This window comes from Paenibacillus sp. J22R67 (genome assembly GCF_059692175.1).
In genome coordinates this window covers 76,861-103,043 of the sequence record NZ_JCAUAX010000010.1, presented here as the reverse complement: position 1 = coordinate 103,043, position 26,183 = coordinate 76,861, and the positions used below count along the sequence as shown (strand labels likewise).

Annotated in this window: 32 protein-coding genes; 21 read left to right on the top strand and 11 right to left on the bottom strand. The window is 48.3% G+C overall.

The genetic code is table 11. The features are described from left to right. Positions 1-4: 4 nt before the first annotated feature. The 3 genes from gerPC to AC58VC_RS29195 form a co-directional block, all read right to left on the bottom strand. The gene (gene gerPC, locus AC58VC_RS29205; RefSeq protein WP_497374006.1) at positions 5-745 is read right to left on the bottom strand and encodes a spore germination protein GerPC; all 741 of its coding nucleotides are present in this window, start codon (positions 743-745) and stop codon (positions 5-7) included. A 71-nt stretch (positions 746-816) separates the two neighbouring features. After that, positions 817-1,026, bottom strand: coding sequence for a spore germination protein GerPB (locus AC58VC_RS29200; RefSeq protein WP_145667757.1), 210 nt, complete (start codon positions 1,024-1,026; stop codon positions 817-819). Positions 1,027-1,061: 35 nt separating this feature from the next. Next, positions 1,062-1,289 carry a spore germination protein gene (locus AC58VC_RS29195; RefSeq protein ID WP_497374003.1) on the bottom strand — a complete coding sequence of 76 codons (228 nt, stop codon included), beginning with the start codon at positions 1,287-1,289 and terminating at the stop codon, positions 1,062-1,064. 134 nt (positions 1,290-1,423) lie between these two features. Here AC58VC_RS29195 and AC58VC_RS29190 point away from each other — a divergent pair, with 134 nt between their 5' ends. Further along, positions 1,424-1,882: an Hsp20/alpha crystallin family protein gene (locus tag AC58VC_RS29190; protein ID WP_497374001.1), complete on the top strand. Its 459-nt coding sequence runs from the start codon at positions 1,424-1,426 to the stop codon at positions 1,880-1,882. A 108-nt stretch (positions 1,883-1,990) separates the two neighbouring features. Here AC58VC_RS29190 and AC58VC_RS29185 read toward each other — a convergent pair whose 3' ends face one another. The 3 genes from AC58VC_RS29185 to AC58VC_RS29175 form a co-directional block, all read right to left on the bottom strand. Further along, positions 1,991-2,512: a C40 family peptidase gene (locus AC58VC_RS29185; protein ID WP_497373999.1), complete on the bottom strand. Its 522-nt coding sequence runs from the start codon at positions 2,510-2,512 to the stop codon at positions 1,991-1,993. A gap of 205 nt (positions 2,513-2,717) precedes the next feature. Next, on the bottom strand, positions 2,718-4,085 hold the full coding sequence (locus AC58VC_RS29180; protein WP_497373997.1) for a sensor histidine kinase: 1,368 nt from the start codon (positions 4,083-4,085) through the stop codon (positions 2,718-2,720). Further along, on the bottom strand, positions 4,082-4,837 hold the full coding sequence (locus AC58VC_RS29175; protein ID WP_497373995.1) for a response regulator transcription factor: 756 nt from the start codon (positions 4,835-4,837) through the stop codon (positions 4,082-4,084). Before AC58VC_RS29175 ends, AC58VC_RS29180 begins: the two co-directional genes overlap by 4 nt. A gap of 200 nt (positions 4,838-5,037) precedes the next feature. On the opposite strand from AC58VC_RS29175, the gene AC58VC_RS29170 reads away from it, so the two are divergent. Beyond that, complete coding sequence (locus AC58VC_RS29170) at positions 5,038-5,361, top strand: hypothetical protein (protein ID WP_497373993.1); 324 nt, start codon at positions 5,038-5,040, stop codon at positions 5,359-5,361. Between the two features lie 93 nt (positions 5,362-5,454). Here the strand turns inward: AC58VC_RS29170 and AC58VC_RS29165 are convergent, their stop codons facing one another. Continuing rightward, entirely contained in the window at positions 5,455-6,420 is a 966-nt protein-coding gene (locus AC58VC_RS29165) for an aldolase catalytic domain-containing protein (RefSeq protein WP_497373991.1), read from the bottom strand. Positions 6,421-6,588: 168 nt separating this feature from the next. Between AC58VC_RS29165 and AC58VC_RS29160 the strand changes: the two genes are divergently transcribed. From AC58VC_RS29160 to AC58VC_RS29145, 4 genes are all read left to right on the top strand, one after another. Beyond that, a complete protein-coding gene (locus AC58VC_RS29160; protein WP_497373989.1) occupies positions 6,589-7,434 on the top strand; it encodes an inositol monophosphatase family protein in 846 nt (281 codons plus the stop codon). A gap of 70 nt (positions 7,435-7,504) precedes the next feature. Next, a complete protein-coding gene (locus tag AC58VC_RS29155) occupies positions 7,505-7,912 on the top strand; it encodes a hypothetical protein (RefSeq protein WP_497373987.1) in 408 nt (135 codons plus the stop codon). A gap of 216 nt (positions 7,913-8,128) precedes the next feature. Next, positions 8,129-8,848 carry a hypothetical protein gene (locus tag AC58VC_RS29150; RefSeq protein WP_497373985.1) on the top strand — a complete coding sequence of 240 codons (720 nt, stop codon included), beginning with the start codon at positions 8,129-8,131 and terminating at the stop codon, positions 8,846-8,848. A gap of 178 nt (positions 8,849-9,026) precedes the next feature. Then, positions 9,027-10,382, top strand: coding sequence for a dicarboxylate/amino acid:cation symporter (locus tag AC58VC_RS29145; protein WP_497373983.1), 1,356 nt, complete (start codon positions 9,027-9,029; stop codon positions 10,380-10,382). Positions 10,383-10,567: 185 nt separating this feature from the next. On the opposite strand, the gene AC58VC_RS29140 is transcribed toward AC58VC_RS29145, so the two are convergent. Together AC58VC_RS29140 and AC58VC_RS29135 are read right to left on the bottom strand one after the other, a co-directional pair. Further along, a complete protein-coding gene (locus AC58VC_RS29140) occupies positions 10,568-11,824 on the bottom strand; it encodes a BaiN/RdsA family NAD(P)/FAD-dependent oxidoreductase (RefSeq protein WP_497373981.1) in 1,257 nt (418 codons plus the stop codon). A 156-nt stretch (positions 11,825-11,980) separates the two neighbouring features. After that, the gene (locus AC58VC_RS29135) at positions 11,981-12,862 is read right to left on the bottom strand and encodes an FAD:protein FMN transferase (protein WP_497373979.1); all 882 of its coding nucleotides are present in this window, start codon (positions 12,860-12,862) and stop codon (positions 11,981-11,983) included. Between the two features lie 243 nt (positions 12,863-13,105). Between AC58VC_RS29135 and AC58VC_RS29130 the strand changes: the two genes are divergently transcribed. From AC58VC_RS29130 to AC58VC_RS29120, 3 genes are all read left to right on the top strand, one after another. Further along, complete coding sequence (locus tag AC58VC_RS29130; protein WP_145669100.1) at positions 13,106-13,789, top strand: response regulator transcription factor; 684 nt, start codon at positions 13,106-13,108, stop codon at positions 13,787-13,789. Further along, complete coding sequence (locus AC58VC_RS29125; RefSeq protein ID WP_497373977.1) at positions 13,786-15,309, top strand: sensor histidine kinase; 1,524 nt, start codon at positions 13,786-13,788, stop codon at positions 15,307-15,309. The genes AC58VC_RS29130 and AC58VC_RS29125 overlap by 4 nt, the downstream gene beginning before the upstream one ends. Positions 15,310-16,333: 1,024 nt before the next feature. Further along, positions 16,334-17,416, top strand: a complete 1,083-nt coding sequence (locus AC58VC_RS29120) for a hypothetical protein (protein ID WP_497373975.1) — start codon at positions 16,334-16,336, stop codon at positions 17,414-17,416. A 55-nt stretch (positions 17,417-17,471) separates the two neighbouring features. Here AC58VC_RS29120 and AC58VC_RS29115 read toward each other — a convergent pair whose 3' ends face one another. Then, positions 17,472-18,512 carry a metallophosphoesterase family protein gene (locus AC58VC_RS29115; protein ID WP_497373973.1) on the bottom strand — a complete coding sequence of 347 codons (1,041 nt, stop codon included), beginning with the start codon at positions 18,510-18,512 and terminating at the stop codon, positions 17,472-17,474. A gap of 175 nt (positions 18,513-18,687) precedes the next feature. Here AC58VC_RS29115 and AC58VC_RS29110 point away from each other — a divergent pair, with 175 nt between their 5' ends. The 3 genes from AC58VC_RS29110 to AC58VC_RS29100 are packed head-to-tail and all read left to right on the top strand — an operon-like array spanning position 18,688 to position 20,632. Further along, on the top strand, positions 18,688-19,056 hold the full coding sequence (locus tag AC58VC_RS29110; RefSeq protein WP_127458717.1) for a GntR family transcriptional regulator: 369 nt from the start codon (positions 18,688-18,690) through the stop codon (positions 19,054-19,056). After that, positions 19,056-19,952, top strand: a complete 897-nt coding sequence (locus AC58VC_RS29105; RefSeq protein ID WP_497373971.1) for an ABC transporter ATP-binding protein — start codon at positions 19,056-19,058, stop codon at positions 19,950-19,952. The genes AC58VC_RS29110 and AC58VC_RS29105 overlap by 1 nt, the downstream gene beginning before the upstream one ends. Beyond that, positions 19,949-20,632, top strand: a complete 684-nt coding sequence (locus AC58VC_RS29100) for a hypothetical protein (RefSeq protein ID WP_497373969.1) — start codon at positions 19,949-19,951, stop codon at positions 20,630-20,632. Before AC58VC_RS29105 ends, AC58VC_RS29100 begins: the two co-directional genes overlap by 4 nt. 49 nt (positions 20,633-20,681) lie before the next feature. Here AC58VC_RS29100 and AC58VC_RS29095 read toward each other — a convergent pair whose 3' ends face one another. Continuing rightward, positions 20,682-20,912, bottom strand: coding sequence for a spore germination protein (locus AC58VC_RS29095; RefSeq protein ID WP_145669084.1), 231 nt, complete (start codon positions 20,910-20,912; stop codon positions 20,682-20,684). Between the two features lie 214 nt (positions 20,913-21,126). Between AC58VC_RS29095 and AC58VC_RS29090 the strand changes: the two genes are divergently transcribed. From AC58VC_RS29090 to AC58VC_RS29050, 9 genes are all read left to right on the top strand, one after another. Continuing rightward, the gene (locus AC58VC_RS29090) at positions 21,127-21,423 is read left to right on the top strand and encodes a LiaF transmembrane domain-containing protein (RefSeq protein WP_497373967.1); all 297 of its coding nucleotides are present in this window, start codon (positions 21,127-21,129) and stop codon (positions 21,421-21,423) included. A gap of 38 nt (positions 21,424-21,461) precedes the next feature. Continuing rightward, positions 21,462-22,157, top strand: coding sequence for a PspA/IM30 family protein (locus tag AC58VC_RS29085; protein WP_497373965.1), 696 nt, complete (start codon positions 21,462-21,464; stop codon positions 22,155-22,157). Then, positions 22,126-22,590 (top strand): PspC domain-containing protein, encoded by a 465-nt coding sequence (locus tag AC58VC_RS29080; protein WP_497373963.1) that lies wholly within the window; start codon positions 22,126-22,128, stop codon positions 22,588-22,590. Before AC58VC_RS29085 ends, AC58VC_RS29080 begins: the two co-directional genes overlap by 32 nt. A gap of 3 nt (positions 22,591-22,593) precedes the next feature. Beyond that, complete coding sequence (locus AC58VC_RS29075; RefSeq protein ID WP_497373961.1) at positions 22,594-23,280, top strand: PspA/IM30 family protein; 687 nt, start codon at positions 22,594-22,596, stop codon at positions 23,278-23,280. A 210-nt stretch (positions 23,281-23,490) separates the two neighbouring features. After that, positions 23,491-23,745 carry a hypothetical protein gene (locus tag AC58VC_RS29070; protein ID WP_497373959.1) on the top strand — a complete coding sequence of 85 codons (255 nt, stop codon included), beginning with the start codon at positions 23,491-23,493 and terminating at the stop codon, positions 23,743-23,745. Beyond that, positions 23,699-24,352 (top strand): polysaccharide deacetylase family protein, encoded by a 654-nt coding sequence (locus AC58VC_RS29065; RefSeq protein ID WP_497374326.1) that lies wholly within the window; start codon positions 23,699-23,701, stop codon positions 24,350-24,352. Before AC58VC_RS29070 ends, AC58VC_RS29065 begins: the two co-directional genes overlap by 47 nt. Before the next feature lie 64 nt (positions 24,353-24,416). Then, a complete protein-coding gene (locus tag AC58VC_RS29060) occupies positions 24,417-25,301 on the top strand; it encodes a prolipoprotein diacylglyceryl transferase family protein (protein ID WP_497373957.1) in 885 nt (294 codons plus the stop codon). Beyond that, positions 25,298-25,684, top strand: coding sequence for a DUF3905 domain-containing protein (locus AC58VC_RS29055; protein WP_497373955.1), 387 nt, complete (start codon positions 25,298-25,300; stop codon positions 25,682-25,684). Before AC58VC_RS29060 ends, AC58VC_RS29055 begins: the two co-directional genes overlap by 4 nt. A 122-nt stretch (positions 25,685-25,806) precedes the next feature. After that, positions 25,807-26,148, top strand: a complete 342-nt coding sequence (locus tag AC58VC_RS29050) for an RNA polymerase sigma factor (RefSeq protein ID WP_497373953.1) — start codon at positions 25,807-25,809, stop codon at positions 26,146-26,148. Positions 26,149-26,183 lie beyond the last annotated feature (35 nt).

Sequence of the window (26,183 nt, the reverse complement as noted above, 5' to 3'; positions counted from 1 at the left end):
ATAATTAGCCCTCATTTCTTGGCAGACTTGATATGTAGCTTTCAACTGCGCTGATAATGTCTTGTTTTGTTTTATCAATAATGCTGGTCGTTACAGCTTCCATAGGTTCTTTAAATCCTACTCCGCGGTATTGATTGACGTAATGCTGGATACGGGCATCCAATTGTTTGCGAATATCGTCCACGATAAGCTCTTTATAATCTTCGTCCAAGTGGTACTGGTATTTGTTTTCTAGATTGAGCATATCGGACTCTAGCCCATATTGCAGATAATGCGCAATGCCTTTCGAAACGTCCTGCTGCATCGCAGCTCCTGGTTGGGCTTGCCCTTCAGTGCCTTGCTGCTTTCTCATGTTATCGGTCTGCATAGGTCCAATTCCGAGTTCTTGCCCCTGACCTTGCCCTATCCCCATCCCTTGTCCCTGGGTAAAAGGATTCTGATTTTGATTTGGATATTGCCCAGCATCCTTGCCTACTGAGGCGCCATTGACTGTGAAGTCGTCGACATTATCTAGCGAGCTCGGGCTGATGCCTATGGTTAAGGTTCCGTCCAGTTTTTCCACTTTCAGTTGATCGAAATTATATTCGATTTTATCGATGTGTACCCGTTTTTGGACTTTTAGAGCATCGAGGTCGGATTGCAGTTTCGTGACGGTTTCTTCCAACTTATCAATACGCTGCTTCTGCATGTCAATATAGGCGGTAAGCTGCTGGGCCCATTGCTGCCACGTGATTGAGTTATGCATATATGGCACCTCCTTCCGGTTTCGGTAGAAAACCTTTTATGACAAGCATGATGGTCACTTCATAGCGGCTATCAGGTAGGCGGCGGCAAACGAACGAGCGAAACGGGATTCACTTCACTTGAACCAAGCTCTGGCGTAGGTTCAACAAAACCGCCTGTATTATACAGGTTTGATAAGGAGCGGATAGAACCTGCGGTACCGATTTGAAGCACAGAGGAGTTGGCAACGGAGTTCACTTTCAGCTGCTGAATCATGATGGTTTGGTGAATGATCATGTTCATAGAGGAACACCTCGCTGTGTTTGACATCGCTCATTCTAGACGATCACTCCGCTGGTGGCGTTCGCTTCGATGAGATCCGAATCATTAGTGATGGTAGTGCTGTATGCATTATAGACACGAGGGAAATCACCCGTATTAAAGGAGCCTGCTCCTGCGAATGTTTTGGAAGAACTGTTAGGTGCGATGATAAAGGTATCGCCGAAGTGGACAACTGAGCTAGAACCAACGCTGATGATTTTCACATTCCCTACAATAGATGGCATATCGGCCTCCCTGACTTCAGGCTTCTCACACCTTCAGTATATGAGGGTATTCGCCCAGAGGTGATCTGTTTTTCAGATTGGTGTCACATCAGGGCATAGGCACATATACTGCAAGAGAAAACGAGGTGATAGGCTTGAGCGGGTTTAATCGCCATCCTTGGCTGAAATGGGATCATGTAGAGAAGTTTCTCGGGCAAAAGCTGCCTTTCGCTGAAAAAGGGCAGACCTTTCTAGATAATATGACGTGGGTTGAGGGATATGTACAGGACATGCTGAAAAAAGCTATGCCGGGCATGGATGCAAGCATTTCTTCGCAGGGACCGTCAGGTGCAGAAATTTTTGAAACGCATGAACATGTCATTATCAAAGTAAAAATCGCCAAAGGCGAAGATCCTAAGGCACTTCGCGTGTTTGTAAAATCAAATCAGTTGAAGCTGACGGGATTCACCAGCGGTAAAGGCCGAATTATCAAATTTCCGACGCTTGTGCTTCCAAGATCGGCGAGAGTTAGTTACAAGCAGCGTTTACTCCAGATAAAAGTGCGTAAAAGAGGATTAAAAGAGAACTATACGGAAGCCTATATTCGGTATTAGCAGCTTTGAAGCAAAAAAACCGTTCCTATCGTAAGTGGGGGTGGTGTACCTAAGGTACCCCCATCTTACTAAAGAACGGTTTTTGGTTAATCGTGTGTGGTGTGAATCTTACAATACGCGGCGAGCTGTCATGTAACGGGATGACCAAGTTCCGCTATGAATGTTCGTTATGCGTACGCCGCCTGCCCCGTAAGTTTGCAGGAGGTTTCCACCGCCCATGTAGATCGCAACATGGTTAATGACGCCTGGCTTGCCCGGATTCGAGAAAAACACGAGATCACCAGCGCGAAGATTGCTTCTAGATACATAGCTGCCCACATGAGCTTGACTCTTAGATGTTCGCGGCAAGTTGACGCCTACGCGCTTGAATACATATTGGGTGAAGGATGAACAGTCGAATGTGTTCGTTTGGCCTGATCTAGAACCGAACAGATAAGGTGTTCCCAAATAGTTTCGACCAATGCTGATGACGCTGTTGCCACGGGAGGTTGCTGTGATCGAGGCGGCAGTCGTTGAAGCTGTGGCTGCGTCAGCTTGATGAGGTGCAGATATCATTCCCGTGGAGAGTCCTATGGAAACTGTCAACGCCGTAACGACTAATTTCTTGTACCAGTTGGTTTGCTTATTCATCGTAGTAGCCCCCTAGAACCTTAGTTGTTTGATATTGCTTCACCAGACTTATCTATTGAGTGACGTTATGTCTGTTACGTTTGACATGCCTCAAGTATAGCAGATGAAATTCACCCTAATATTTACCTTGAAAGCCCTTTCACTATGCTGTTCCTGGTTTTCCTTCGCTTTCTGAGAGAATGATGAAAATCCTATTAATATATTTTTATTGACACGATGCCGGTAACTTCACAATCACCGTAGTCCCTTCTCCCAAACGGCTTTGAAGCTCAATAGTCCCTTTATGCTTCTGCACGATATGCAGGGCTATTGCCAGTCCCAGCCCGACACCGCCCTGCTTGCGATTCCTTGCCTTATCACTGCGATAGAACCTGTCAAAGAGATGGGGGATATCACTTTCAGCAATACCGATGCCATGATCGATGACTTTAAGAATGACCCAATTATCTTCCGTGAGATTGATATGCATAACGATCTTTTGCTGACTATATTTTAGTGCGTTATCTAACAAGATAATAAGTAACTGCTTAATTTTATAAGAGTCACCCGTCATAAGAAGCTCTTGCCAGTCCGAAGCGAGCTGCACTATAATTTCTCTTCCAGATGTGATGCGAAGGGAAGCCGCGGTTTGGCGGGCGAGAGGAAGCAGGTCGAAGGTGACCTCTTGCTCACAGTTTTCACGAACAACGTCCGTGAGAGAGAGCAGATTTTGCGTAAGCTGCTTCAACTGAGCTGATTCGGAAATAATCGCTTCGAGCGCTTCCTCCCGCAACTTTTCATCATGGAAAGCCCATCTTCTGAGTAAGCTCGCGTAGCTCTCAATGATGGTCAGTGGTGTGCGCAGCTCGTGGGAAGCATCAGCAAGAAATTGTTCCTGCTTCTGAAACATATCCTGCAGTCTGTCGATCATTCGGTTGAATGTCGCGCCCAGTATCACCAGTTCATCGTTCGTCGCCTTCGCTGGCAGGTTGATATGCCGGAAGGAGCCGCTCTGCTCAATGTTTTGCATCGTGCATACGAAGTCTTGAAGAGGCCGGAAGAGAACATTCGTATAGAAATAACCCCCGACAAGAGCAAGAATCAGCGTACCCGTGGAGGTCAAAAGGAGGACAGAGATAAGCATGTCCGCATATTGACCTAATCTACGCAGACTGCGGCCGATTTCGAGAGTGGCAATCTGATGGCCCTCTTTAAAAACGGGCATTTTCACAAAGACATAGATGCCGTCCGAAGCTGTTTCTACGGTTATGGTATCTTTGTTCACATAGGTGACGGGATAGCGAGTTAACGTCTCATCGGAAAAGATTTGATAAATCACCTTGGAATCCGGGCCGATATAGCGCAGCATTTCCTGAGGGATGAGGAGTTCTTCCATCTGGGAATTGTCCTTCCAATACTCAGGGTGATTGGGCAAATCTTTTAGCAGCAGCGACCTTGCTTTTTCTTTGAGCAAATCGGCTTCGCCTTTGGTGGTAACCCGAATGAACATGTAGTAGGCAAAGGTAAAGCTGATAAAAAGAATCAACATGAGACCGACGGTAACGCCAAGGGTAATTTTCAGCTTAAGACTCATAATGACTTCTCTTTGTGGGCAGCACCCGATGCTTCGTCTGTTTCTTTGGATGCTTGCGCCGAATCAACTTTGATCAAATAACCGATTCCCCGAATAGTTTGTATAAGCTTGGAGGAAAAAGGTTTGTCCACTTTTTGCCGAAGATAACGTATATAGACGTCAACGACGTTCGTGTCCCCTACAAAATCATATCCCCAAACCTCGGAAATAATCTGTTCCCTCGTCATGACTTCATCTTGATGTTGAATCAGGAAACGCAGCAGTTCAAACTCAGTCGGGGTTAGCTCAATAGTAGTTCCCTCGCGGACTACGGATCTACTTTTCAAGTCCATGGTTAAGTCATCAATTTTCAGCAAATGGGGCTGCTCAGCCGGCTGATCCTGTAGACTACGCTGCCGTAGCAAGCTGCGTATGCGTGCTAACAGTTCAACCGTGGCAAAAGGCTTCGTCACATAATCATTAGCGCCTTGATCCAATCCGCTGACCCTGTCCGACACAGCATCTCTGGCAGTCAGCAGAATAATAGGCAATGTAGCATTAACCTGGCGTATACGGCGCAGCACTTCTAGACCGTTTAGTTCCGGCAGCATGACATCTAACAAGATAAGATCCCACTCGGTCCCAGACAAGGCAGCATCTAGTCCTGCGCGCCCGTCTGACTTCGTATGTACTTCATAGCCCTCATGCTCAAGCTCAAGCTTCAGCACGCGGGCGATACGTTCTTCGTCCTCGATCAGCAATATGCGGCTCATTCGGAAAAATGTTCACTCCCAGCTCCGCCAGAACAGCGGCATCAATTCATCGTCTTAGTTTCTCAGGTAAGATACTTTTACATACATGAGTGCTCAGTTCCTTGCTGCCCAGTCTTGCATAGTGTGATCATTAGCCTAGTCCGCGTTTAGCCTTAGTGACATAAACTAGCACAGAGAATGCCGATAAAGGAGCTGAACAGATGAGCATATCGCCGAATAAAAGAATCCGCGCCAAAGCTATACAGAAAGTAGTGATTTTACTGCAGGATCAAGATGCGATAGGAAGAGTTTACGTGCAAATTGAGGGTGGTTTAAAGTCACGCGAAGTGATGGCTGAAGCGATCAAACGGTTGGACGGCGGCCTGATTTATACGGACGAGGATTGCACGAAGCTTATTGACAGTGAATATATCGAGGTGTTCCGCAAAAGGGGGAGCACTCGCCGGGACGAAGAGGATTTCACATTCCTCATTGATCGGGAATTTGCCGAGGATTACGTTGTGTCAGCCAAAATCATCAAATAACCCGTTTCGTGGCCATACGAAAAACCCCTTGTTGCTCTTCCGAAGGCAATGCCTTGGAAATAAGCTGACAAGGGGTTTCTTTAGGCGAATGAATTAGCCTTTGTGAGAAGCAGGTACGGTCTCAACGGAAGTCAAACGGTCATAGAAATCGACAAAGTTATTTCTTTCCGCAGAGCTGAGTTGCGCCATGGCTGTGCGTGGGTGCTCATCGAGCGCACCTACGATCATGTAAGGGATGAGGTAACCCCAATCCCATTTCTCACGCATCGTGATCATGTGTTTCTCAATGATTTCGAGTACAGGACGAATATCGTAGCGCGCGCCTTTCAAATGGCTAAGCAGCAATTCTGTCGTACAGTTTCCTGCCGCGCGGCCCATGCCGTACACGGAGGAATCCAAGTAGGTTACGCCACTGGATGCGCCAGTAATCGTGTTAGCGAAAGCAAGCTGCATGTTGTTATGCATATGCAGGCCAAGCTCTTTCTCAGGAAGCAGGCGCTGGAATTTCGTTACTAGGTAATCAATATCCTTAGGAGCCATGCTGCCGTAGGAGTCTACGATGTAGACAACGTCAACGGGGCTTCTATTAATTTCTTCGAAAGCTTCAATCAGCTCATTTTCCATCACGTGGGAAAGCGCCATAATATTCAGAGATGTTTCGTAACCCATGTCGTTGAACTTTTGAACAAGCTCAAGACCTTTGTCCACATCTTTGATATAACAAGCGACACGGATTAGATCAAGTAAGCTATCTTCACGGGGTAAAATGTCTTTCTCGTCGACACGGCCGATGTCTACTAGCGCAGATAGCTTCGTATCCGTCTTTTTGGTAATGACATCACGCAGGAAAGACTCATTCAAAAATCTCCATGGACCGGATGCTCCGCCTTTCAGCAGCTTTTCCGAGTTCTTGTAGCCAATCTCCATATACTCTACGCCGGCTGCACTTAAGCCGCGATACATGTCTTGGACAAACTCCACGCTAAAATCCCAATCGTTCACCAAACCGCCGTCCCGAATCGTACAATCCAAAATCTTGTGTTGATGATGCTTTACCATGCTCGTAATGCCCCTTTCGACTGCTCATATCGCTTAAGATTTTGCTATATTATCACTTATGAAGAGGCTGCTTGTCAATGCAGGGCACTTCACACAAGGCAACTTTCGTAGGGAACATATGGTAAAATGGTTACATTTAATAATGTCTGTACAAAGGGGCCCCGGGATATGAATCGTAATGAGTGGACATTAGCTAGAGAAGTTGCAGTGAAAGCAGCGTCCAAGGCTGGAGAATTGGCAAGGGAGCACTTTGGCAGTAAGCTCAAGATTCAGCACAAGGATGAGCGCGGTGACTTGGTGACCGAGGTTGATGTGAAAGCGGATCGCCTCATTGTAGATGAGATCATGGCGGTATTTCCAACCCATCGTATTTATAGTGAAGAAGCTGGTGAAGGCGGTGCGGCAAGTGAGTGGGTTTGGCACGTAGATCCGCTGGATGGAACGAATAATTTCGCTCTCGGGATACCCCTTTACGGAGTTTCCATCTCGCTCAGCTATCAGGGCCGGATTGTACTCGGTGTGATCCATGATTCGGCGCTCGGGCTTAATTATGCTGCTTTGCAGGGGGAAGGCGCTTGGCAGGATGGGACGAAGCTTGCGGCTAAGCCCAGCGGAGCGCTTGTGAAATCCACCATCTCATGGATTCAAGGCCATGCGGTCGGTAAAAATGATCACGGGGCACTAAGGCTCCGGCATCATCTCGAGCATTCGGTGAAGAGAGTGCTGCGTATGTGGGCGCCGTCTTTGACTTGGGCGATGCTTGCTAGAGGCGACCTGCACGGCATTGTCCTATACAATTCCGAAGGGGAGGATTTGTACGCGGGACTGCTGTTAGCGCAGGAGGCGGGTGTGAAGGTGACGGATTACGAGGGGAATCCGCTTGCTCATCTAGGCGGGACGGAGGTTTCTGGTGCTGGAGCGGGGGATGAGCACGGGAAAGCGGCTTACATCGTTGCCGCAGTACCTGAATACCATGCGGAGCTGCTCAAATTCGTGCAGGAAGCGTTAAAGTAGAATAGGCAGGGTACAAGTTGCAGAAGCTAATGGCAGACTTTTCATTTGGAGGAAGAAAGGATGCTATGCGATGAAGAACTTTGTTCCTATCTTTTTTGGTTTTGATAAGGAGCGGGATGCGCTGCTTGCGCTGGATACCCTGGAGGAGCTCGGCTATAAGCCGGAGCTGCTGGAAGGAGAACGGACGACGCTGCACATCCACCTCGACGACCAGGAGATGACCTCAGCGCTCGAAATCGCGCAGTCACACGGCGGCCGTCTAGTGGAGCGGCAACCTACGCAGTCAGAGCCAGATACCTTCGCTATGGCGTATGATCTGGAGGGCTCTATCCGCATCCCGGCGCACACTGTGAATGAGGATTGGCCTGACAATTATGCTTCGTCGCGTGATGCAGATACCGTGCCGAGCGAGGAAGAGGCGGCTTTTGACCCGTCTTCTGACGACTATAATCATTTCAGCGCCGGTATTCGGATCTGAGATGAGGTTGTCTTGTCACACAGGCTTTTGAGTCGGAGTTAAGCGAAGTAGATGGGGGCTGTCCATTTGGTCAGGCATGACCTAGGGTAGCCCTTTTCGTCTGCGCGAAAGGCAAGCGCCTATTTTTATTGTAGATACTTCAGGTTCTGTAACATTTGAAGGTTTGGAAACGTCTGGTAGTTAGAAGGAAGCGAGCAATATGGAGGAGTGGGTCATATGGGAGGGCGCATCGCAGGGATTGTTCTGGTAACGGCTTTAGCATGTGTGATGTCAGGATGTATGGAGGCAGCAAATACAAACACAAGCAGCACATCTTCCAGTCCGAGTTCTACATCATCACCAATACCCAGCACTACTCCAACTACTACTCCAACTACTACTCCATCTACTACGCCAACATTAAGCTCTTATGCCAAAGAAGCTGATGCCAAGAAAGCGATCGAGCAGCGTGCCAAGGAAACGATAAAAGTGCTGAAAGAGCATGACATGGCGAAGCTTGCCGAGTTGATCCATCCGAAGAAAGGCGTGCAGTTCTCGCCGTATTCCTACATTCATACAACCAGTGATGTTCAGGTTATGGGCAGCGGGCTAGCCGCACTGTGGGCGAATACCGGTACAACCCATTGGGGAGAGTACGACGGCTCTGGCGATCCGATCGATCTTACTTTTCCGGATTATTGGGATAAATTCGTCTATAATCAAGACTTTGCAGCAGCACCACAAATCAGCTATAACGCGATACTTGGAAAAGGAAACATGATTAATAATGTATTCAGCACTTATCCGACGTCGACATATATTACCGTGGAGTATCATTTTCCTGGGCTTGATCCGCAATATCAGGGGATGGACTGGACCAGTTTAAGGCTCGTGTTCGAGAACTCGGGCGGGCAGTGGTTTTTGGTCGCTATCGTACATGATCAGCATACAATGTAAATTTCATTCGTTATTTTCTAAATATTATGCGAAAAAACCGCATTTTACCTCGGGTTTCCGAGTGTAAAGTTCGGTTTTTTTAGGTTTTTTTAAATTAACCATTGACATGTAACTTCTAATGTCATATTCTAATTCCATTAAACCAAGTAAGCTCGTAGGAATTAAGGAGATGATTCTAGTGAAAAATAACCTAGTCACCGCATTGTCATCGAACTGGGTCAGCTTAGTCGTATCAATATTAATTATTGGTTTGCTCGTTTTCTTGGGGAGAAAAAGAGTAAGCTTTGGTAATCGCGTTTTCATCGGGTTAGGTCTTGGTCTAGTCGCCGGTGTAGCGTTTAACCAACTGCATTTGGAGTACAAAAGTGTAAGTACGATCGGAACGATTTACGTTAACTTGATCAAAATGCTCGTAATGCCTCTGGTCCTTATCCTAGTTATTAATAGTATTTCTTCTTTATCCAGTCTTGGTCAGCTTCGTAAATTAGGTTTGAAAACGATCGGCTGGTTCTTGCTAACAACAGGGATTGCATCCGTGATTGGTTTGCTTATTGCGCTGGCGTTCGATCCGGGTAACGGGATTGCACAGGCTGTGCCAAAAGATTTTAAAGCAAAAGAAATTCCGACGTTCTCCCAAGTTATTCTGGATCTGGTGCCGTCCAACCCGATTAACGATATGGCGACAGGAAAAGTTGTACCGGTTCTGATCTTCGCAATCTTCGTGGCTGTAGCCATTGTACACGTTGGTTCCAAGAAGCCTGAGAGCGTAGCAGCTGTTAAATCGTTCATTACATCAGCAACAGCTGTGATTCACCAAGTTGTTAAGTATGTTATTCGTCTGACACCATATGGCGTATATGCATTGATCGCAGGTATGGCGGCGAAATATGGCTTAGATACACTTGCTCCGCTTGCTAAAATTATCTTAACTTCTTATGTAGCACTTATCATTCATTTCGTATTGATTTTCGGTGGTTTGGTCCTTCTCGTAGCGAAGGTTAACCCTATTAAGTTTTTCAAAAAAGCGTATCCGACGATCGCTGTCGCGTTTACAACACGAAGCAGCTATGCAACGCTGCCAGTGAACTTGGAAGTTATCACGAAGCGTCTGCGCATCTCACCGCGTATTGCCAGCTTCGTAGCACCACTCGGCGCGACAATGAACTTCAACGGTTGCGGCGGTGTGTGGCCAGCGGTTGTAGCGATTTTCGTAGCGAAAGTTTACAACCTGCCGCTTAGCGGATCTGACTATTTTATCCTTATCTTAGTAAGCGTAATTTCCTCCATCGGTGTTGCCGGTGTTCCGGGACCTGCTGCGATTTCGACGACCGTTGTATTGACAGCTCTTGGTTTGCCTCTGGAAGGTATGGGTCTTGTACTTGGCGTCGAGGCGCTGATCGACATGGGTCGTACAGCCGTTAACGCAACTGGTACAACAGTTACAGCTTTGCTTGTAGCTGAGTCCGAAGGCGAATTCGACCGCGCGTCATTTGATCGTGATGAGGAAGATGATCTCGAAGCGGCAACAGCTTAATCTCTTGTAAAAAGATGAAAGGACCTGCATCCATGGGATGCGGGTCCTTTTTAGTTGGGTATAGGAACGGGGAATCCTCCCGTCCCGTTATTTCAAGCCAAGGCAATTAACTGGATTAACTACCGTTAATCCGAGCTGCTCAGAGGCAGGGAGCGAGATAGGAACAGCCAGAGACCCCCACCTGCCTACTGCTGCGCCGCATTTTGGCCGGCCATAAAGCCAGTAGAGAAAGCAGCGGTGATGTTATAACCGCCTGTATAGCCGTGAATATCAAGGACTTCTCCGCAGAAATAAAGTCCATGTACCAATTTCGACGCCATCGTGCTGGGGTCGACTTCTTTGAGGTGCACGCCGCCGCCCGTGACGAAGGCTTCTTCAATAGAAAGCGTCCCGTGTATGTGCACGGGAAAGGCTTTCATGAGCTTGCACATGTCGAGCCATTTCTGCTTCGGAATGTTGTCGTGTGTAAGCTGATCGTCCAGACCGGATCGCTCCAGCAGCATAGGAATCAGACGCTCGGATAGGAGGGGCTTCAGCACGTTCTTGATTGCTTTCTTGGCCTCAGCCTTCGTAAGAGCCATGCTTTCTTTGTACAGCTCATCCATGCTCAGATCAGGGAAGAGATCTACGGTGAGCAGAACTTCCTTGCGCTCGGTTTTGGCTAGTTCCTTCACGACGAACTGGCTGCAGCGCAGGGCAATCGGGCCGGATAGCCCGAAGTGTGTGAACAGCATATCCCCTCGGTGGGAGATGACAGCCTTTCCTTTGGCGTTCCACACCGAAAGTGTCACGTCCCGCAAAGAAAGCCCCTGCAGCTCGCGGCTGCGGATCCAAGCTTCCTTCGAGGTTAGCGGCACCTCGGTTGGGAAAAGCTGCGTGATCGTATGCCCGCCCGCCTCAGCCCACGCATAACCGTCTCCCGTGGAGCCTGTATGCGGAACGGAGCATCCGCCTGAGGCGATGATGACAGCACGGCTGTCCATCTTCTCGCCGGAGTGGAGCTGGACGCCTTGGACGTTGCCGTCCTGGAAAAGGACCCTTTTGACCGGACTGTTCGTCCGGATCTCCACACCCTGCGAGCGAACTTGGCCGACCAACGCGTCTACGACGGTTTTGGCCTTGTCGCTGACGGGAAACATACGTCCGTTATCCTCTTCTTTCAGACGGATTCCGAGACTTTCAAAGAAATCGATAATGTGCTTGTTGCCGAACTGCGTCAAAGCACTATATAGGAAGCGCCCGTTGCCCGGGATATGCTGAATAAGCTCATCCATGTCTTTGTTATTCGTTACGTTGCACCTGCCGCCTCCGGAGATGCCAAGCTTACGGCCGAGTTTATCTCCTTTGTCGAGGAGGAGAACCTTCGCGCCTTGGCGGCTTGCGGCAATACTGGCCATGAGGCCAGCCGAGCCTCCGCCGATGACAATGACATCATACTTCATACGATACCTCTAGTTCATTTTTGAAAAATTGTATCATGTTTTCGTTCTTACTAACAACCTGTGGATAACTTGTTAATAAAATAACCATCTTTGTGGGTAAATCATCTTAAGAATGTGGATAATGTGCGCAAGTTTGTGGATAAAGGTACCAGAGACTTAAGATACCTTATCCTGAAAGTGATAGTGATCGATTCGCATATCCAGCCATCTTCGGTGGAGAGAGGCTTTTTTCCCGAAATAGTGAAGCTCCTGTTCGGCAGTGACCACGACCGCTTCACACACGGAGGTGCGCTTAGCCAGTAGCGCCAGCCCTTCATTAACACCAAGTTTTGCAAGTGTCCTAGCCCACACCTGGCATTCCACAAGATCCTGGCCGGCAACCGTGCACTGCACGACATCATGGGCGCAGCCTGCATCCGGTTCTTCGAATTGACTGTAGGTAGAAAGGGAACCCTCGGGTAAAGCGATGGCGCCTAGTTTGGTATTGGCATGCCAGGGATTTTGAATACCAATAATCCAAGGATCTATCCCCCGCGAGCTTCGACCCCAGACGGTGATTTCTCCTCCCGCAAGGATTAATCCTTGCTCTAGGGAAAGCTTTTTTTGCATATATTCAGCTAATCGTTTGACCGCCCAACTCTGTTCCAGCCCTCTCAAATGAATGTTGGTATTGTGGGGGAGCTTAATCGATTTCATAGAGGGATCTACTTCCCATTCCAGAAGGGCGGCGGCCTGCAAACCTTTCGCATGGAGTGGATTATAATAGCCATCGGTTACAGCTTGGTACATTTCAGCTAAAAAAAGAACCTCTAACATCGTATTCGAAACCATGCAATTTTCCCCGGCCAATGTATTTAGTAGAGAGATTTCACTGTCAGCAAGAGTGGGGCTGAAACGCTTATCGACATTGCGAAACCAATCATCAGTTAATTTAGTAATGAGCGTGTGTTCTTGATCATCACAGCGGAGCAATAATTCGATCTCAGATCTGAGTGATTGGAAATGAAACGAATGGAAGGAGGGGGCAAATGGCTCCATAAGTGTTTCCTCTTTTCTTTGGTGTCCTTACTTTGATGATTTAATTATAGAAGTGTTACCTGAGATTCAATTGATAGTTAGCTGAAAAATTACTGAAAAGTTCGGATTCAAGCGGAATTGGGGTCTGTCGGCAAAAGTATTCAGCAACCTTTCAGCTTGTGCTCAGGTTGCTTTTAGGCAGGATATGGGATACTGACTATAGAAAATGTCTTGTATCGAATTGAACCCGGGAGGAACAACCCCATGCGTCAGTTAAAAGGAATCAAAATTCTGCTCGTAGATGACGAGCCTCATATTTTGGAATTTTTAGAATTAGGCCTGACGAATGAAGGCTTCGAGGTCATGACAGCGTCGGATGGACTTTCCGCTATCACGACGTGCAATAAATTTCAGCCGCATATCGCGATTCTGGATGTGATGATGCCGGGAATGGACGGATTCGAAGTCTGCCGTATGATCAAAAAGACGGAAAATGTCGCCGTTATCATGCTGACAGCCAAGGACGAGATCGATGACCGGGTCAAAGGACTTACCATCGGTGCGGACGATTACATGGTCAAACCGTTCAGCTTTGAAGAGCTGCTTGCTCGCATTTATGCGCGGATACGCAATCATTTTCCAAACCTGTTCGGCGAGGTTGTCATTGGACCACTCCGTATGGATGACCGGCGCAAAGAGATTAGCCTGCATGACAAAGTGCTGGAGCTATCCCCAACCGAGTATGAGCTGCTCAAATTTATGGCGATTAATCATGGGCTTGTGCTCAGCAAATCGATGATTCTCGATAAAGTTTGGGGATATGACTTTGGAGGCGAAGAGAACATTGTGGAGGTGTACATCCGGTCGCTGCGCGATAAGCTGAACGATAAGGAACATAAGCTGATTCGCACGATTCGCGGGGCTGGCTACCGGATGGATTTGACATGAAAAGGAAGGGCCGGTTTGCCGATCTTTTTGTGACAGGCTCTCTGAAATTTCAACTGCTTTCTAGAACCTTACTGGTACTTTCCGTGCTGCTGCTTCTCATTGGTGTGTTTCAGTATGTGGTTATGCAGCGCTTCATGTACCAAAATAAAGCGGAGACGATCCGCAATCAGCTTGCTGCGCTGCCCCCGAATATGCTGCGTCTGGGCTTGGGAGCTGGAGACGGGCAAAGTCCCGTGTTTCCCTCAAACCGTGATAACCGTCCTGGGCTTACGGGCGAGCAGGAGCGGATTTTCGTATCGGAATTATCGATTGCTTTTATTGATGACAAAGGGAATTATAAGCTGATCTCCTCACCTTTTGAGCAGCCAACGCCACAACTAAGCCAAGAGGAATATCTGAGTCTTCTGACAAAGAAAAAAATGAAGTTAGAGCACCGCATCATCAAAGATGAAAAGGGCAATGAGCAGCTAGTGGTTTTTCATCAAGTTGGCGGTGAGCCTGAACGATCCCGGGGCGGTCCCGGCGGGCCAGGTTTTCAGGGCATTATCCAAGCCAGCACCAGTGTTGCACCGATTCGTGATGTGCTGGTACAGCAGCTGTTGACCTTTATTTTTCTATCCTTGTTAGCCATGGTGTTTGGTCTTCTAGGCTTCCTTCCCGTCTTACGCCGAACGCTGGTTCCTCTCTCCAACATGGTGGATACGGTCAAGCAGATTGATGCAGGTAACCTAAACGAACGGTTCCCCGCACATCAAGGACAGTTGGAAATGGATCGTCTGGCCGCCTCATTTAATGGGATGCTAGAACGGTTGGAGGTGTCTTTTGAGGCGGAAAAGGAAGCGAAGGAGCAGATGCGCCGTTTTGCGGCAGATGCTTCGCATGAGCTTCGCACACCGCTAACGTCCATACACGGCTTCCTGGAGGTGCTGCTTCGCGGAGCGTATCAGCAGCCGGAGCCATTGCTGAAAGCATTAAAAAGTATGCACGGGGAATCTGTGAGAATTAACAAACTTGTCGAGGATCTCCTTTTGCTGGCGCGGCTTGACCGTTCCCCCTCTTTCCAGAAGACGGAAGGAGTGCTTGATGAGATGCTGCATGAGATGGAGCCTCAGCTTCGTCTACTGGCAGGAGACAGGAAAGTTACCTTCCACCTAGCGCCCCAGACCCGATGTCTGTATGATCCGGATAAAATCAAGCAGGTTGTGCTTAACCTGTTCCACAATGCTGTGCAGCATACGCACCCGATGACCGGGCAGGTCGGTCTTACACTAACTCAAACGCCAACTGGTGTTGAAATTGCGATCCATGACAATGGGGAGGGCATTGCCCCCGAGCATCTTCCTCATTTGTTTGACCGGTTTTACCGCATCGATACCTCGCGTGCAAGACGGAGCGGCGGCGCCGGGCTGGGCTTATCGATCACACATTCGATTGTCCAGCTCCACGGCGGGTTGATTGAAGTGCATAGTATCGTGGGAGAGGGAACCACCTTTAAAGTGATTCTCCCTTGGGTGAAATGAGAACCTATCTCGGCGGGATGCCGGGGTAGGTTTTTTGTTTTGGGGATTGGCTACAAGCCAAAGCCGAGCCCAAGGCCCCAGACTAACCCGAACCCGAACCCGAACCCGAACCCGAACCCGAACCCGAACCCGAACCCGAACCCGAACCCGAACCCGAACCCGAACCCGAACCCGAACCCGAACCCCCTCTCTCTCGGAGGCAGCACTTCTAACGGACTCAGAAGCCGTTATATTGCCAAATTCAGCTGAATTTGGGAGCTAACGGACTAAGGAGCCGTTATCTACTGATTTGTAACTGGTATAGGAAGTTTCATGGCGATTAGCGGCTCGTGAGTCCGTTAGCTGCTAATCCTATCCCCAAAACAGCAAGTAGAGTCACCTCAGTCCGTTAGCCCATAGAAATGCTCATAAGGCGGTTATCTGGCGGTTGAAGTAATATGCCCCCACCGACAATTAGCTAACTAGTTAAAGTGCAATAAACCCACTAATAGTAGCTAACTAGCCAAAGTGCCATAAACCCACCAATAGTAGCTAACTAGTTAAAGTGCCATGAAGCCCACCAATAGCAGCTAACTAGTTAAAGTGCCATAAACCCGCCAATAGCAGCTTATCAGTTAGCCCTCCCTAGCATATCCCCGCAGCAAACGGTCTCCAACCCAAACCACAACGCTTGTAGCGGAACTACAGGGTCTTAATCGAGCGAAATAAGCTCATTTCAGTTTCGGGGGGAACTAGAGGGTCTAATTCACCTTCAAAAGCTTACATACAAGCACTTATTGGCAAAATAGCAGCCCCCAGTTCCCTTTGACTGGCGGAAACACGGATTCCCCGCAAAATAAAGGACTATAGTTCCCCAACCGAATCTGTCCATGCACGCATCCTAAGACTTTTCCTTTTTCAGCCAATTCTCAGAAACTTCTCAACCAACCTTCAGTTTATACTCAGATCAAATTCAGGTTAGGCATCTATACTTGGTTTTGTAAGCAACAAACAAAAATAATTGAAAGAAAAGGTGGAACAAACGATGAAAACTATCTCCAGAAAAATTCTTACAGGTTCATTAATCGCTTCTTTTGTACTTGGTGTCGGTTTTGTTGGAGCCCTACATAATCAAGCATTTGCAGCTACACCAACAAGCACTTCCGCGAACGACATGACTCATAAAGCAGGTCAAGGCAAGGGAGGAAGAGATTTCGGTGATCGCGGAGGCTTCCGTGGCGGGAATGTGCTGAAAGAAACAGCAACGATCCTAGGTGTTGAGGAAAGCGCTGTGCAAGAGGCATTGAAAGCAGGCAAAACACTGTCCGCATTCGCAGAAGAGAAGGGCTTGACGAAAGCCGACTACCTGCAAAAACTAGTCGCAGCAGAGACGACATCGATTACAGCTCAGGTGACAGCGGGTAAACTTACGCAAGAGCAAGCGGACAAGATTGTGAGTGGTCTCTCTGACCAATTGACGAAACAAATTGATGGAACAGGTTTCAAAGGCGGCTTCCCAGGTGGTAACCGAGGCGGCAAAGGGCATGGTGGAGACAAACTTCTTGAGCAAACAGCAACCATCCTTAGCGTTGAGCCAAGCGCAGTGCAGGAAGCTTTAAAGGCAGGAAAAACGTTATCAGCATTCGCGGTTGAAAAAGGCCTGACAGAAGCAGATCTCGTAGCGAAGCTAGTTGCTGCCGAGACAACGGCGGTCAACGCGGAGGTTGCTGCTGGCAAGCTGACACAAGAGCAAGCGGATAAAATGCTTTCCGATCTATCCGACCGTATTACGAAACAAGTGCAAAGCACTCGTCCTGAGGGCGGTCCTGAAGGCAGAGGCGGCGATCACCGAGGTCCTGGCGGTTTTGGCCCTGGATTCTTCGGCAACCCTGAAGCGGTAACACAGATTCTGGGCATGACCCAAGAGGAGCTGAGAACCGAACTAGAAGCGGGGAAATCTCTTGCTGAAGTGGCTTCTGCCAAAGGCATCAGCGAAGATGATCTGATCAGCAAAATCAAAGACAGCATGACAGATAGCATCAAAAAGCAAGTCGAGCAAAAAGGCTTCGGTCCTAAAGACAAGCCTAGCAAAGATGAGGCAGCGCAAGCTCCGGCTACGACAAACTAATCGAAAAAAAGCCGCACTCCTTCCCCAAGAATAGGGGATTGGAGTGCGGCTTTTTTTATTTGACGTCGTAGCCTTTGGCGATGGAAGGCTCAATCCAGCGCTTCGTCGTATGCTCACGCCGCATGATAACCACGCGGTCCTTGTAGACGTCCACGATGAGACTCTGGCTGACGCCAATCGTCTCCGGTTCGTTCTGCGCGTTCCATACCTCGCGGATGGAGGCACTGGAAGCAGCCAGAAACTTCAGCTGCTTGACTTGGTTGGTCGTCTCCAGGTTCCAGTGAGTATGGCCGCTGAACAAAATAACGTTCGGGTGCGCATCAAGCAGCTCCCGAAGTTCCTGGTGCTGGACGACGCCCAGCTCCCGATCCGTGCCATCCAGCGTCTGCGGCAGCGGCTGATGGAGGAACACGAACACGGGCTTGCCGGCATCCGCCGTGCCCGCGGCCGTAAGCCTATCGCGCAGCCAAGTGAGCTGCTCGGGAGAGAGGAACGCATCTTCCTTATTGGATGCGTTCACGTCACGATACGCTTCCCCGCTAAGGAAGAGGAAGCGGTAGCCCTCTACGATAAGCTCGTGATACGGCTTATCATAGCCCCATACGCGGTCGAATAACGCAACCGCTTGCTTACTGGACCAGGCTGGATTCATCTTCGATGTATCCATGCCACCCTCCGGCGTACGCCATACGCCGTAGTAGTCGTGGTTGCCCATGGTCGCGTGCACAGGGGCATGCGGCTGGCTGCCAAGCAGCCCCATCAAGCTGCGATAGTCGCCCTCGGTGCCCCCGGTCAGGTCGCCATTGAGGACGAGCAGTTTGCTCTCGGGGCGCAGCTTGTGATGATCCGCCAGCGCGCGACTGAGCAGCACTTGAGATACATTATCCGTGGTCATGATATGAGTATCACTAAGCACGGAGAAGGAAAACAACGGGGTTGCCTGCAGGTTAGAGGGAGCCTCGTTTGTTTTGCTTTCGGCATGGTGGCTCCCAGCGCTCTGCACCTCTTGTACTTGTGACTCTGCACTATAGGCGGCTACTGACGTTGATACAAGCATCAGGGCAACGAAGGTTAGTCGTATTTTAGATAAAAACATAGGCTGATTTACCTCTCATGTGAGTAGTAGATGACGGTTTGTTCTAGTGGTATTCCCAGTTTGGAGGGGATTTATGTTTGAAGGACTGCCCAAAATACGTGTTGCCTGTTGACAATTAAGTCCTTTGGTTGTATGGTTAATTACATGAGTAACTAACCAATGTGGTGGTGAGGAAATGGGTTTGACGATGGATGACAGCCGCCCGATTTTTGTACAGATCGCGGAACGAATTGAGGATGACATCATTGAGGCAAGAATGCCGGAGGAATCGCAGGTACCTTCTACGAATCAATTCGCAGCTTTTTATCAAATTAATCCGGCGACCGCGGCGAAAGGTGTAAATTTGTTGGTGGACCAAGGCATTTTGTATAAGAAACGCGGGATTGGCATGTTTGTAGCGGAGGGAGCGCGAACGAAGCTGATGGAGAAGAGAAAAGAATTATTTTATGAACAGTATGTTGTGGCGATGGTGAAAGAAGCTGAAAAGCTAGGTATAACGGTGGAGCAGCTAACTGAAATGGTGCGAAGAGGAGGGAAAGTGTGATGACCCACATCGTGGAAGTAAACGGGCTGACGAAGTCCTATGGAAACGTAACAGCAGTTGATCATGTTAGCTTCAAGGTAGAAGTGAATAAAATTTATGGTTTACTAGGCAGAAACGGTGCTGGGAAAACAACGATCATGCATATCCTTTCAGCCCAGCAGTTTGCTACAAGTGGCGAGTTGAAGGTATTTGGCGAAGACCCCTTTGAAAATAGCCGTGTTTTGAATCAAATTTGCTTCATTAAGGAAAGCCAGAAATATCCGGAGAGCTATCGTGTCGCAGATGTGATGGAGATTGCCAAAACGCTTTATCCAGATTGGGACGATGCGTATGCCAAGTCGCTGATTGAGGATTTTCGGCTGCCGCTGAAAAGAAGAGTAAAGAAATTGTCCAGAGGGATGCTCTCCTCTGTTGGCATTGTGGTTGGTTTGGCTAGCCGTGCGCCGCTTACGATCTTTGATGAGCCGTATTTAGGCTTGGATGCCGTGGCTAGAGCCTTATTCTACGACCGCCTGCTGGAGGATTATGCGGAGTATCCACGAACGGTGATTCTTTCTACGCATTTGATTGACGAAGTAAGCCGTCTGCTTGAGCATATATTGGTAATCGATGACGGTAAGCTGATTCTTGATGAAGATGCGGATGCGCTGCGCGGCCGCGCTTGCACAGTATCTGGCTTGGCTACGGCGATAGACGCGTTCTCAAGAGGCAAGGAAGTGCTCGAACGTCAGTACTTGGGTGCTGCTGCAACGGCCACGATTCTTGGTGCTTTAACTGATCATGAACGGAGAGAAGCGGAGTCGCTGGGGCTGGAGTTTGCGCCAGTATCCCTGCAGCAGCTTATTGTGCATCTGACACGTACTCCACTTGTGGGAAAGGGGTCTGAGCGGGTATGAATCGAGTAAGTAACGTCATTAAGCTTCATATGAGGAATAAAATGTCGTGGTTAATAGTCCCTTGGATGATTCTTGGATTGAACTTTGTTATCAGCTTTATCATTGCGCTGTCCCTGAGCGAGGAAGAGACCATGAATACAGGTGGCCTGTTTTCCATATTTATTTACACGTTAGTTTCAGGCGCCGTGACCCTCAAGGATACATTCCCATTTGCTTTGGGACTCAGCATCCGTAGAAAGGACTATTTCGTTGGAACGGCTTTAACGACTTTCCTCTACAGTATCTGTACAGCGGCACTGCTCGTGATTTTGGCAGTAATTGAAGAAGGCACGGGTGGATGGGGAGTTCGCTTGCATATTTTCAAAGTCGCATTTTTGGGAGATATCTCTCCCATCGCGGTTTTCGGTATGTATTTGATTCTCCTGCTGCAAATGTACTTTCTCGGCTTTGCCATTTCCAGCATTCATAGACGTTTCGGAGCGTTAGGCATGATAATTTTCTTCGTTGTAGCGCTTCTAATAGGTACTGGAGGATCTATGTTACTGTCCCAATTCGGGATGTGGGGAAGTATTTTCTCCTGGATCATCCAACATTATCTAGCGTTGTTTTGGTGGTTGGTACCTTTGCTTGCTGTTTATTTACTTGCCGCGTATGGCTTGTTGCGCAGGGCAGCAGCTTAATCGTGAATAAGAAATGAACCCGGGAACTTGTTCCTGGGTTCATTTTGCGTTACACCACATTATTGGTATTCGTATCGATGAGATCCGGATCAACCGTGTTGGCACTGCCGTTTAGAACGTTCTGGACACTTCCGAAGCTATCCCCCGGGGAAAATGAGTTGGCGCCCGCATAAATCTTGGAATTACTCGATAGCCGTATTAAGGCGGTATCACCAAACTGGACATTCGAACCCGAGTTCACACTTAGAATTTTGACACCACCATAGACCACTGAAGGCATTGGTTCGGCCCCCTTCCCAATCACTTCTTATTGTATGTATACGGAAGCCTATCTGCCACCGCTATATTTGTGCTCCGAACAGAGGTCTTAGAAGCGCCCCGACTAAGGTCTAGTATCAAATACCGTCCACGGTCCGTTTTGGAAAGGCGCGATTTTACCTAGAATAAAGACATGAACAAGAGCTCAGCACATGACGAAAGGCGGTGACGAAATCATGAAAAGAAATACAGGCTTAGCCGCACTGCTAATTGCATTCGGCGCACTGATTCTGCTTAACAAGCTGGGACTTCACATGGGACCCTTTATTGGCTCGGTGATGGGATACCTAATCCCGATTGGTATGGTCGGTCTAGGATATATTGGCATTCAGAATGGCAATAAATTCGGTTGGTTAATTGCAGGGATTGGAGGTATCATCCTGGTCGGCAAATTAGCGGGCTGGATCATTATTCTTCTGGCGATTGGATTGATTGGTTACGGGGTTTCGATGTTGACAAGAAGAACCGTTTAATAGGTTGGAAAAACAGAGTGGAAAAGGTGGTATGAGAGATGAGCCTATTGAGGCGAATGAGAGACATTACCGTAGCATCCCTGAATGAACATTTGGAACGGTCCGAAGATCCGGTTCGATTGATCGACCAATACTTAGCTGCTCAGCGCGAACAGCTTCAGCAATCCGAGAGGCTGTACCAGCAATGCGTCACTCACGCAGCTTCGCTAAGACAGCAATATCTGACGGCGTTAGAAACCAAAGAGAAGCGCGAGCAGCAAGCGCTCCTGGCTTTGAAGGCCGGCGAAGAACATATGGCACGAATCGTGCTTCAAGAGAAACTGCAAGCTGAGGAGAAAAGCGAGCAATATCGCGAATTATATGAGCAAGCTAAGCAATCCATCCTAGACTTGGATGAAGAGCTGCAGCAGCTCAGAGCAGATTACAAAGAAGTGGCAGATAAACGTAGCTACTACCTAGCACGAATGGAATCCGCCCGTTTGCAGCAAAGATTACATGCTCGCAGCAGTGTGTCGCAGGATGCGTCACCACGGATGTTCGGTCGCTTGGAAGAGCGCGTATCCGATATGGAGCTTCATGCAAGAACGCTCCGAGATGTACGACGTATGGGCCGCGAAAGCTATTACGGTGCGGGGAATCCGGCAGTAGACGCTGAGCTTGAGGCCCTACGGAATAAGCTGAATCAGGAGGGAACAAGCAATCATGAGCAAAATATACCGCTCACGAAGAGATAAAAAGGTAACCGGTCTTTGTGGTGGACTTGCCGAAGCTATGAATGTTGATGCTACGCTGCTAAGACTGCTAGTAGTCATCACGACATTTTTCACAGGTGGAACGGTCATCTTCATCTACTTTATCGCCGCGATTGTGATCCCGAAGGAACCTGGCTACGATCATCCGCCGTTCGATCCTTATGCGGGCTCGTATTCCCGCCCTCCGTACAACGGTGGTTGGAACACGACGGCTCACAAGCCGCACCCAGGTCACGTACCGCCGCATCACGCAGGCTATAACGCTGCTTATGAGGCAAACAAAACCACTAACAACATCGATGAAATGATGAAAGATATCGAGAAGAAAGCTTTGCAAAGAGAAGTGGAAGAACTAAGAGCCAAAGTCGCTCGTTTTGAACAACAACCAATTGATATTAAAAAAGGAGACGTGTAAACCATGGGAGTATTTACAAGAATGAAGGATATGACAAAAGCATCAATTCACGAGGTATTGGATAAAATTGAGGATCCGATCGTCATGTTGAATCAGTATCTGCGTGACATGGAGCAAGAAATTGCACAGGCTGAAGTAACAGTAGCAAGACAAATTGCAAGTGAGCGTAAATTGAAACAACGCCTTGAGGAGTCCGTTCGTTTAGTAGCTGACCGTGAAGTGAAAGCTTCCACAGCGATCAAAAACGGTCAAGAAGGCATTGCTCGCCAAGCCGTTGAAGAAAAATTGTATCATGAAGATAAAATTGTCGAGTACACGGATTTATATGCTTCTGCCAAAGCGCATGCTGATGAGTTGACGCAACAGCTTCATGAAATGAAAGATGAATTCTACAAAATGCGCAACAAGCGCAACGAGCTTGTGTCCCGTGCTCAGCTTGCCAAAGCGAAAAAACAAATGGCGCAAGTTTCCTACAACGGCGTTATTGAGAGCGGCAGCGCATCCCGTGGCTTCCAACGCATGGAAGAAAAGATCATTCAATTGGAAGTTGAAGCAGAAATCGCTCGCAAGCCATATGTACCGGCGGGTACAGTAGGCAGCTATACACCTGTTGATGTGGCGAAGCAAGCAAAGGTTGATGAGCAGATGAACCTGCTGAAAGAGAAATTAAACGGCAACGTTGCTGAGTAATTAGCTGGTTACGATAGGCCTATCCTTGGGTAGAAATTTACCTGAGGATAGGCTTTTTCTTTACTCTTGCTAGATCAGTGAGAGATAGTCACATAAAGAGGGGATAAGGCAGTTCCTGTCGGATTTCCCGGGAAATATTGGGTTTAATGTCGAAAGCGAGGATAGCCATACTAAAATAGCGCAGGAAACGCATGAAGAGGGGGAGCATCCATGGGCGATCAGAAACGGCGAACAGCCGTTTATTTAATAGGGTTAATGATTAGTGCCAATTTAGTAGGGTGTGCGGCTGAACAAATACATACAGAGCAAGCGGCACAAGTGCCTAAACAGTTGCCAGGACAAATAGCGAGTGAGGTATTGGAGGGAAGTCCTGCTCCGGCGACAGAAGACATAGAAATAACAGCCGTGGAAACGAGACATTTTTACACGGGACCTCCACACCACAAGCCTTATCCCGTTCGATGACGGACCGTCAAACAGTACAAGGAAGATTTTACATATTTTAAAAACCTATGGGGTAACAGCAACTTTCTTCGTCATAGGCACAGAAACGAGCGAGGGCAAATCGATATATAAGGAAATCGCTACGGCAGGTCACGCACTTGGCAATCATACCTATTCGCATAACTATAACCGCATTTACAAATTACCTGAAGCCTTCATGAAAGATGTGCGCAAATTGGATCAACTCCTGGAGGAGACGGTCGGCTATCGACCTGATATTCTAAGGTTTCCAGGAGGTTCTGACAATCATTTGAGCCGTAAGTCCGGCGGCAAGGGAGTCATGCGTAAGGTGGCGGCCGAGGTGAAAGCGCAGGGCTACCAGTATTTTGACTGGAACGTAAGCTCGACGGACGCAGCTGCACCCGTGCAGGATAGAGACATGATAATCGACTCTGTACTGAGCGCAAGCAAGGGGAAGAAGCGTATCATCGTACTTATGCACGATAACACGTATAAGACAACGACTCTTGAGGCGCTTCCTATCGTGATCAGAAGGCTGAAAGCAGCCGGCTTCCGTTTTGAGAAATTGCAGAAATCCTCATTTACCTTTCAGTTCCTAGGGCCTTGATAGTTGCACATCTCGTCTCCTCTCGTTACGATGGAAGTAATTGAAAGAGAGGATGGCGTAAATGATGCCAGATGTATTTCAGCTCGGACCGCTCCAGCTGCAAGGGAAGCTGGTGGCGTTGCTTCTAGCCTGCGCTTTGGGCTTATGGTTGATTCGAAGAGCAGCGCGGCAATTAAGTAGTCGAGAAGAGACCCCTACGACAAAACCGTTAGATGATATTGTTTTTGTTGGGGCTATCATTGTATTGCTCACATGGAAGCTTGGCGTTATCGTTACACAGCCCTCATTGCTTTGGACAAGCCCATTGAAACTGCTTATGGTGGTAGGCTCTAGCACAGAAATAGTGCTTGGACTGCTATTGGCCTGTATTTATATGTACGTTCAAATACGAAAACAGCGTATACCGCTATACGTATTTCTTAATATATTCGTAACGGGTCTGACTGCGGCCGTATTTGTATATTGTGCGTTGATCCCAGCATACGGATTACCGACCACATGGCCATGGGGCATCGGTATTGAAGGCACGATTTCCCGTTTTCATCCTTATCGGGCCTATTATTCGCTGCTGCTTGTGCCGCTGCTTATTTGGCAGATAGGGTATGAGGGACGGCGAAATCGCTTGGGAAGCGGGATTTTACTGAAATACTCGCTGATTTATGGTGGCGCGGCAGGCATGCTAGCCAGTTTTTTTGCCGCTGCAAAGCCAGAACTACTTTATCTAAGCTTGGCACAACTGATCTTTCTTTTCATGCTCGTAGTTGGAATGCTTCTACCTGCTTTGGCACATAATACTGGCAGAAGGGAGCTGAGTTTAATGAGTCAAAACGATTCCAAAACCCAAATTCAACAAGAGCAGCAAAACAAGGAACGCGAGAAGTCATCAGGCGCAGGTAAAGAGGGCTTTGTGGACAAAAAACTGGACGGACCCAACCGGCCATCGACATGAGCAAGGATCCGAAGAAGGCAGCTGAGTCCGCTGAGGACCAAAGCAATCTCGATCCGTTCGAGATCGATTTTCTCCCGCAATTTGAGCAGGGGCGCGGTCCGCGTGAGGCGTTCGTGAACGAACACGGTGTCGTCATCGGTGATCATGAGTACGAATCGGATAATTCCCCGCTGGAGCAGTGGACGGCTGAGACCGATCCCGAAGTCATGGCAGGCGATGAATGGGTTCATCCGTATAAGGACATTGGGTTTCAAAGCGCCGAGAACCGCGAATATTTCGAAGAAGGCATCTTGCCGCAAAGCGGAATTTTTACGCATCCGGATAAGGATGTTTCATTTGAGCCGGGAGAGGCTTCTAGTAAGAAGAAGAAGGATGAGGCATAGACACAGGCCAAATTTTCATACAGCTATAGAGACCTGCCGATCGTATTCGGGAGGTCTTTTTTTTTGTGAAAAATGAACCTTTTACCAATTGGAATTGTTTATAGGGGTAAAGAGAGGAGTGAGTGACTGAAAAGGAATTATTCCACTTATATAACAAAGAAGTTTATCGAACTTGTTATTACATGCTGCAGAATGAAGCAGACGCTGAAGATGTATGCCAGGAAGTATTTATGAATGTATTTAAACATCAGTGGCGTCAAGTCGAGCACTTGAAGACATGGATCTTGCGAGTAGCCGTCAATCAGTGTCTAAACAATCTGAAAAAGGACTCGCGAGACCATGCGAAGCAAGTCAAATGGCAGCAAGCTCAAGCTCTTGTATCGGCGAAAACGCTGGATGCCATTTTTGCAGAAAAGGAGTTAGCGTCGGAATGCGCCCATCTGCTTGAGCAATTGCCGTACTAGCAGCTATTCTGGCCGCAACGCCGGTCTATGCGGCG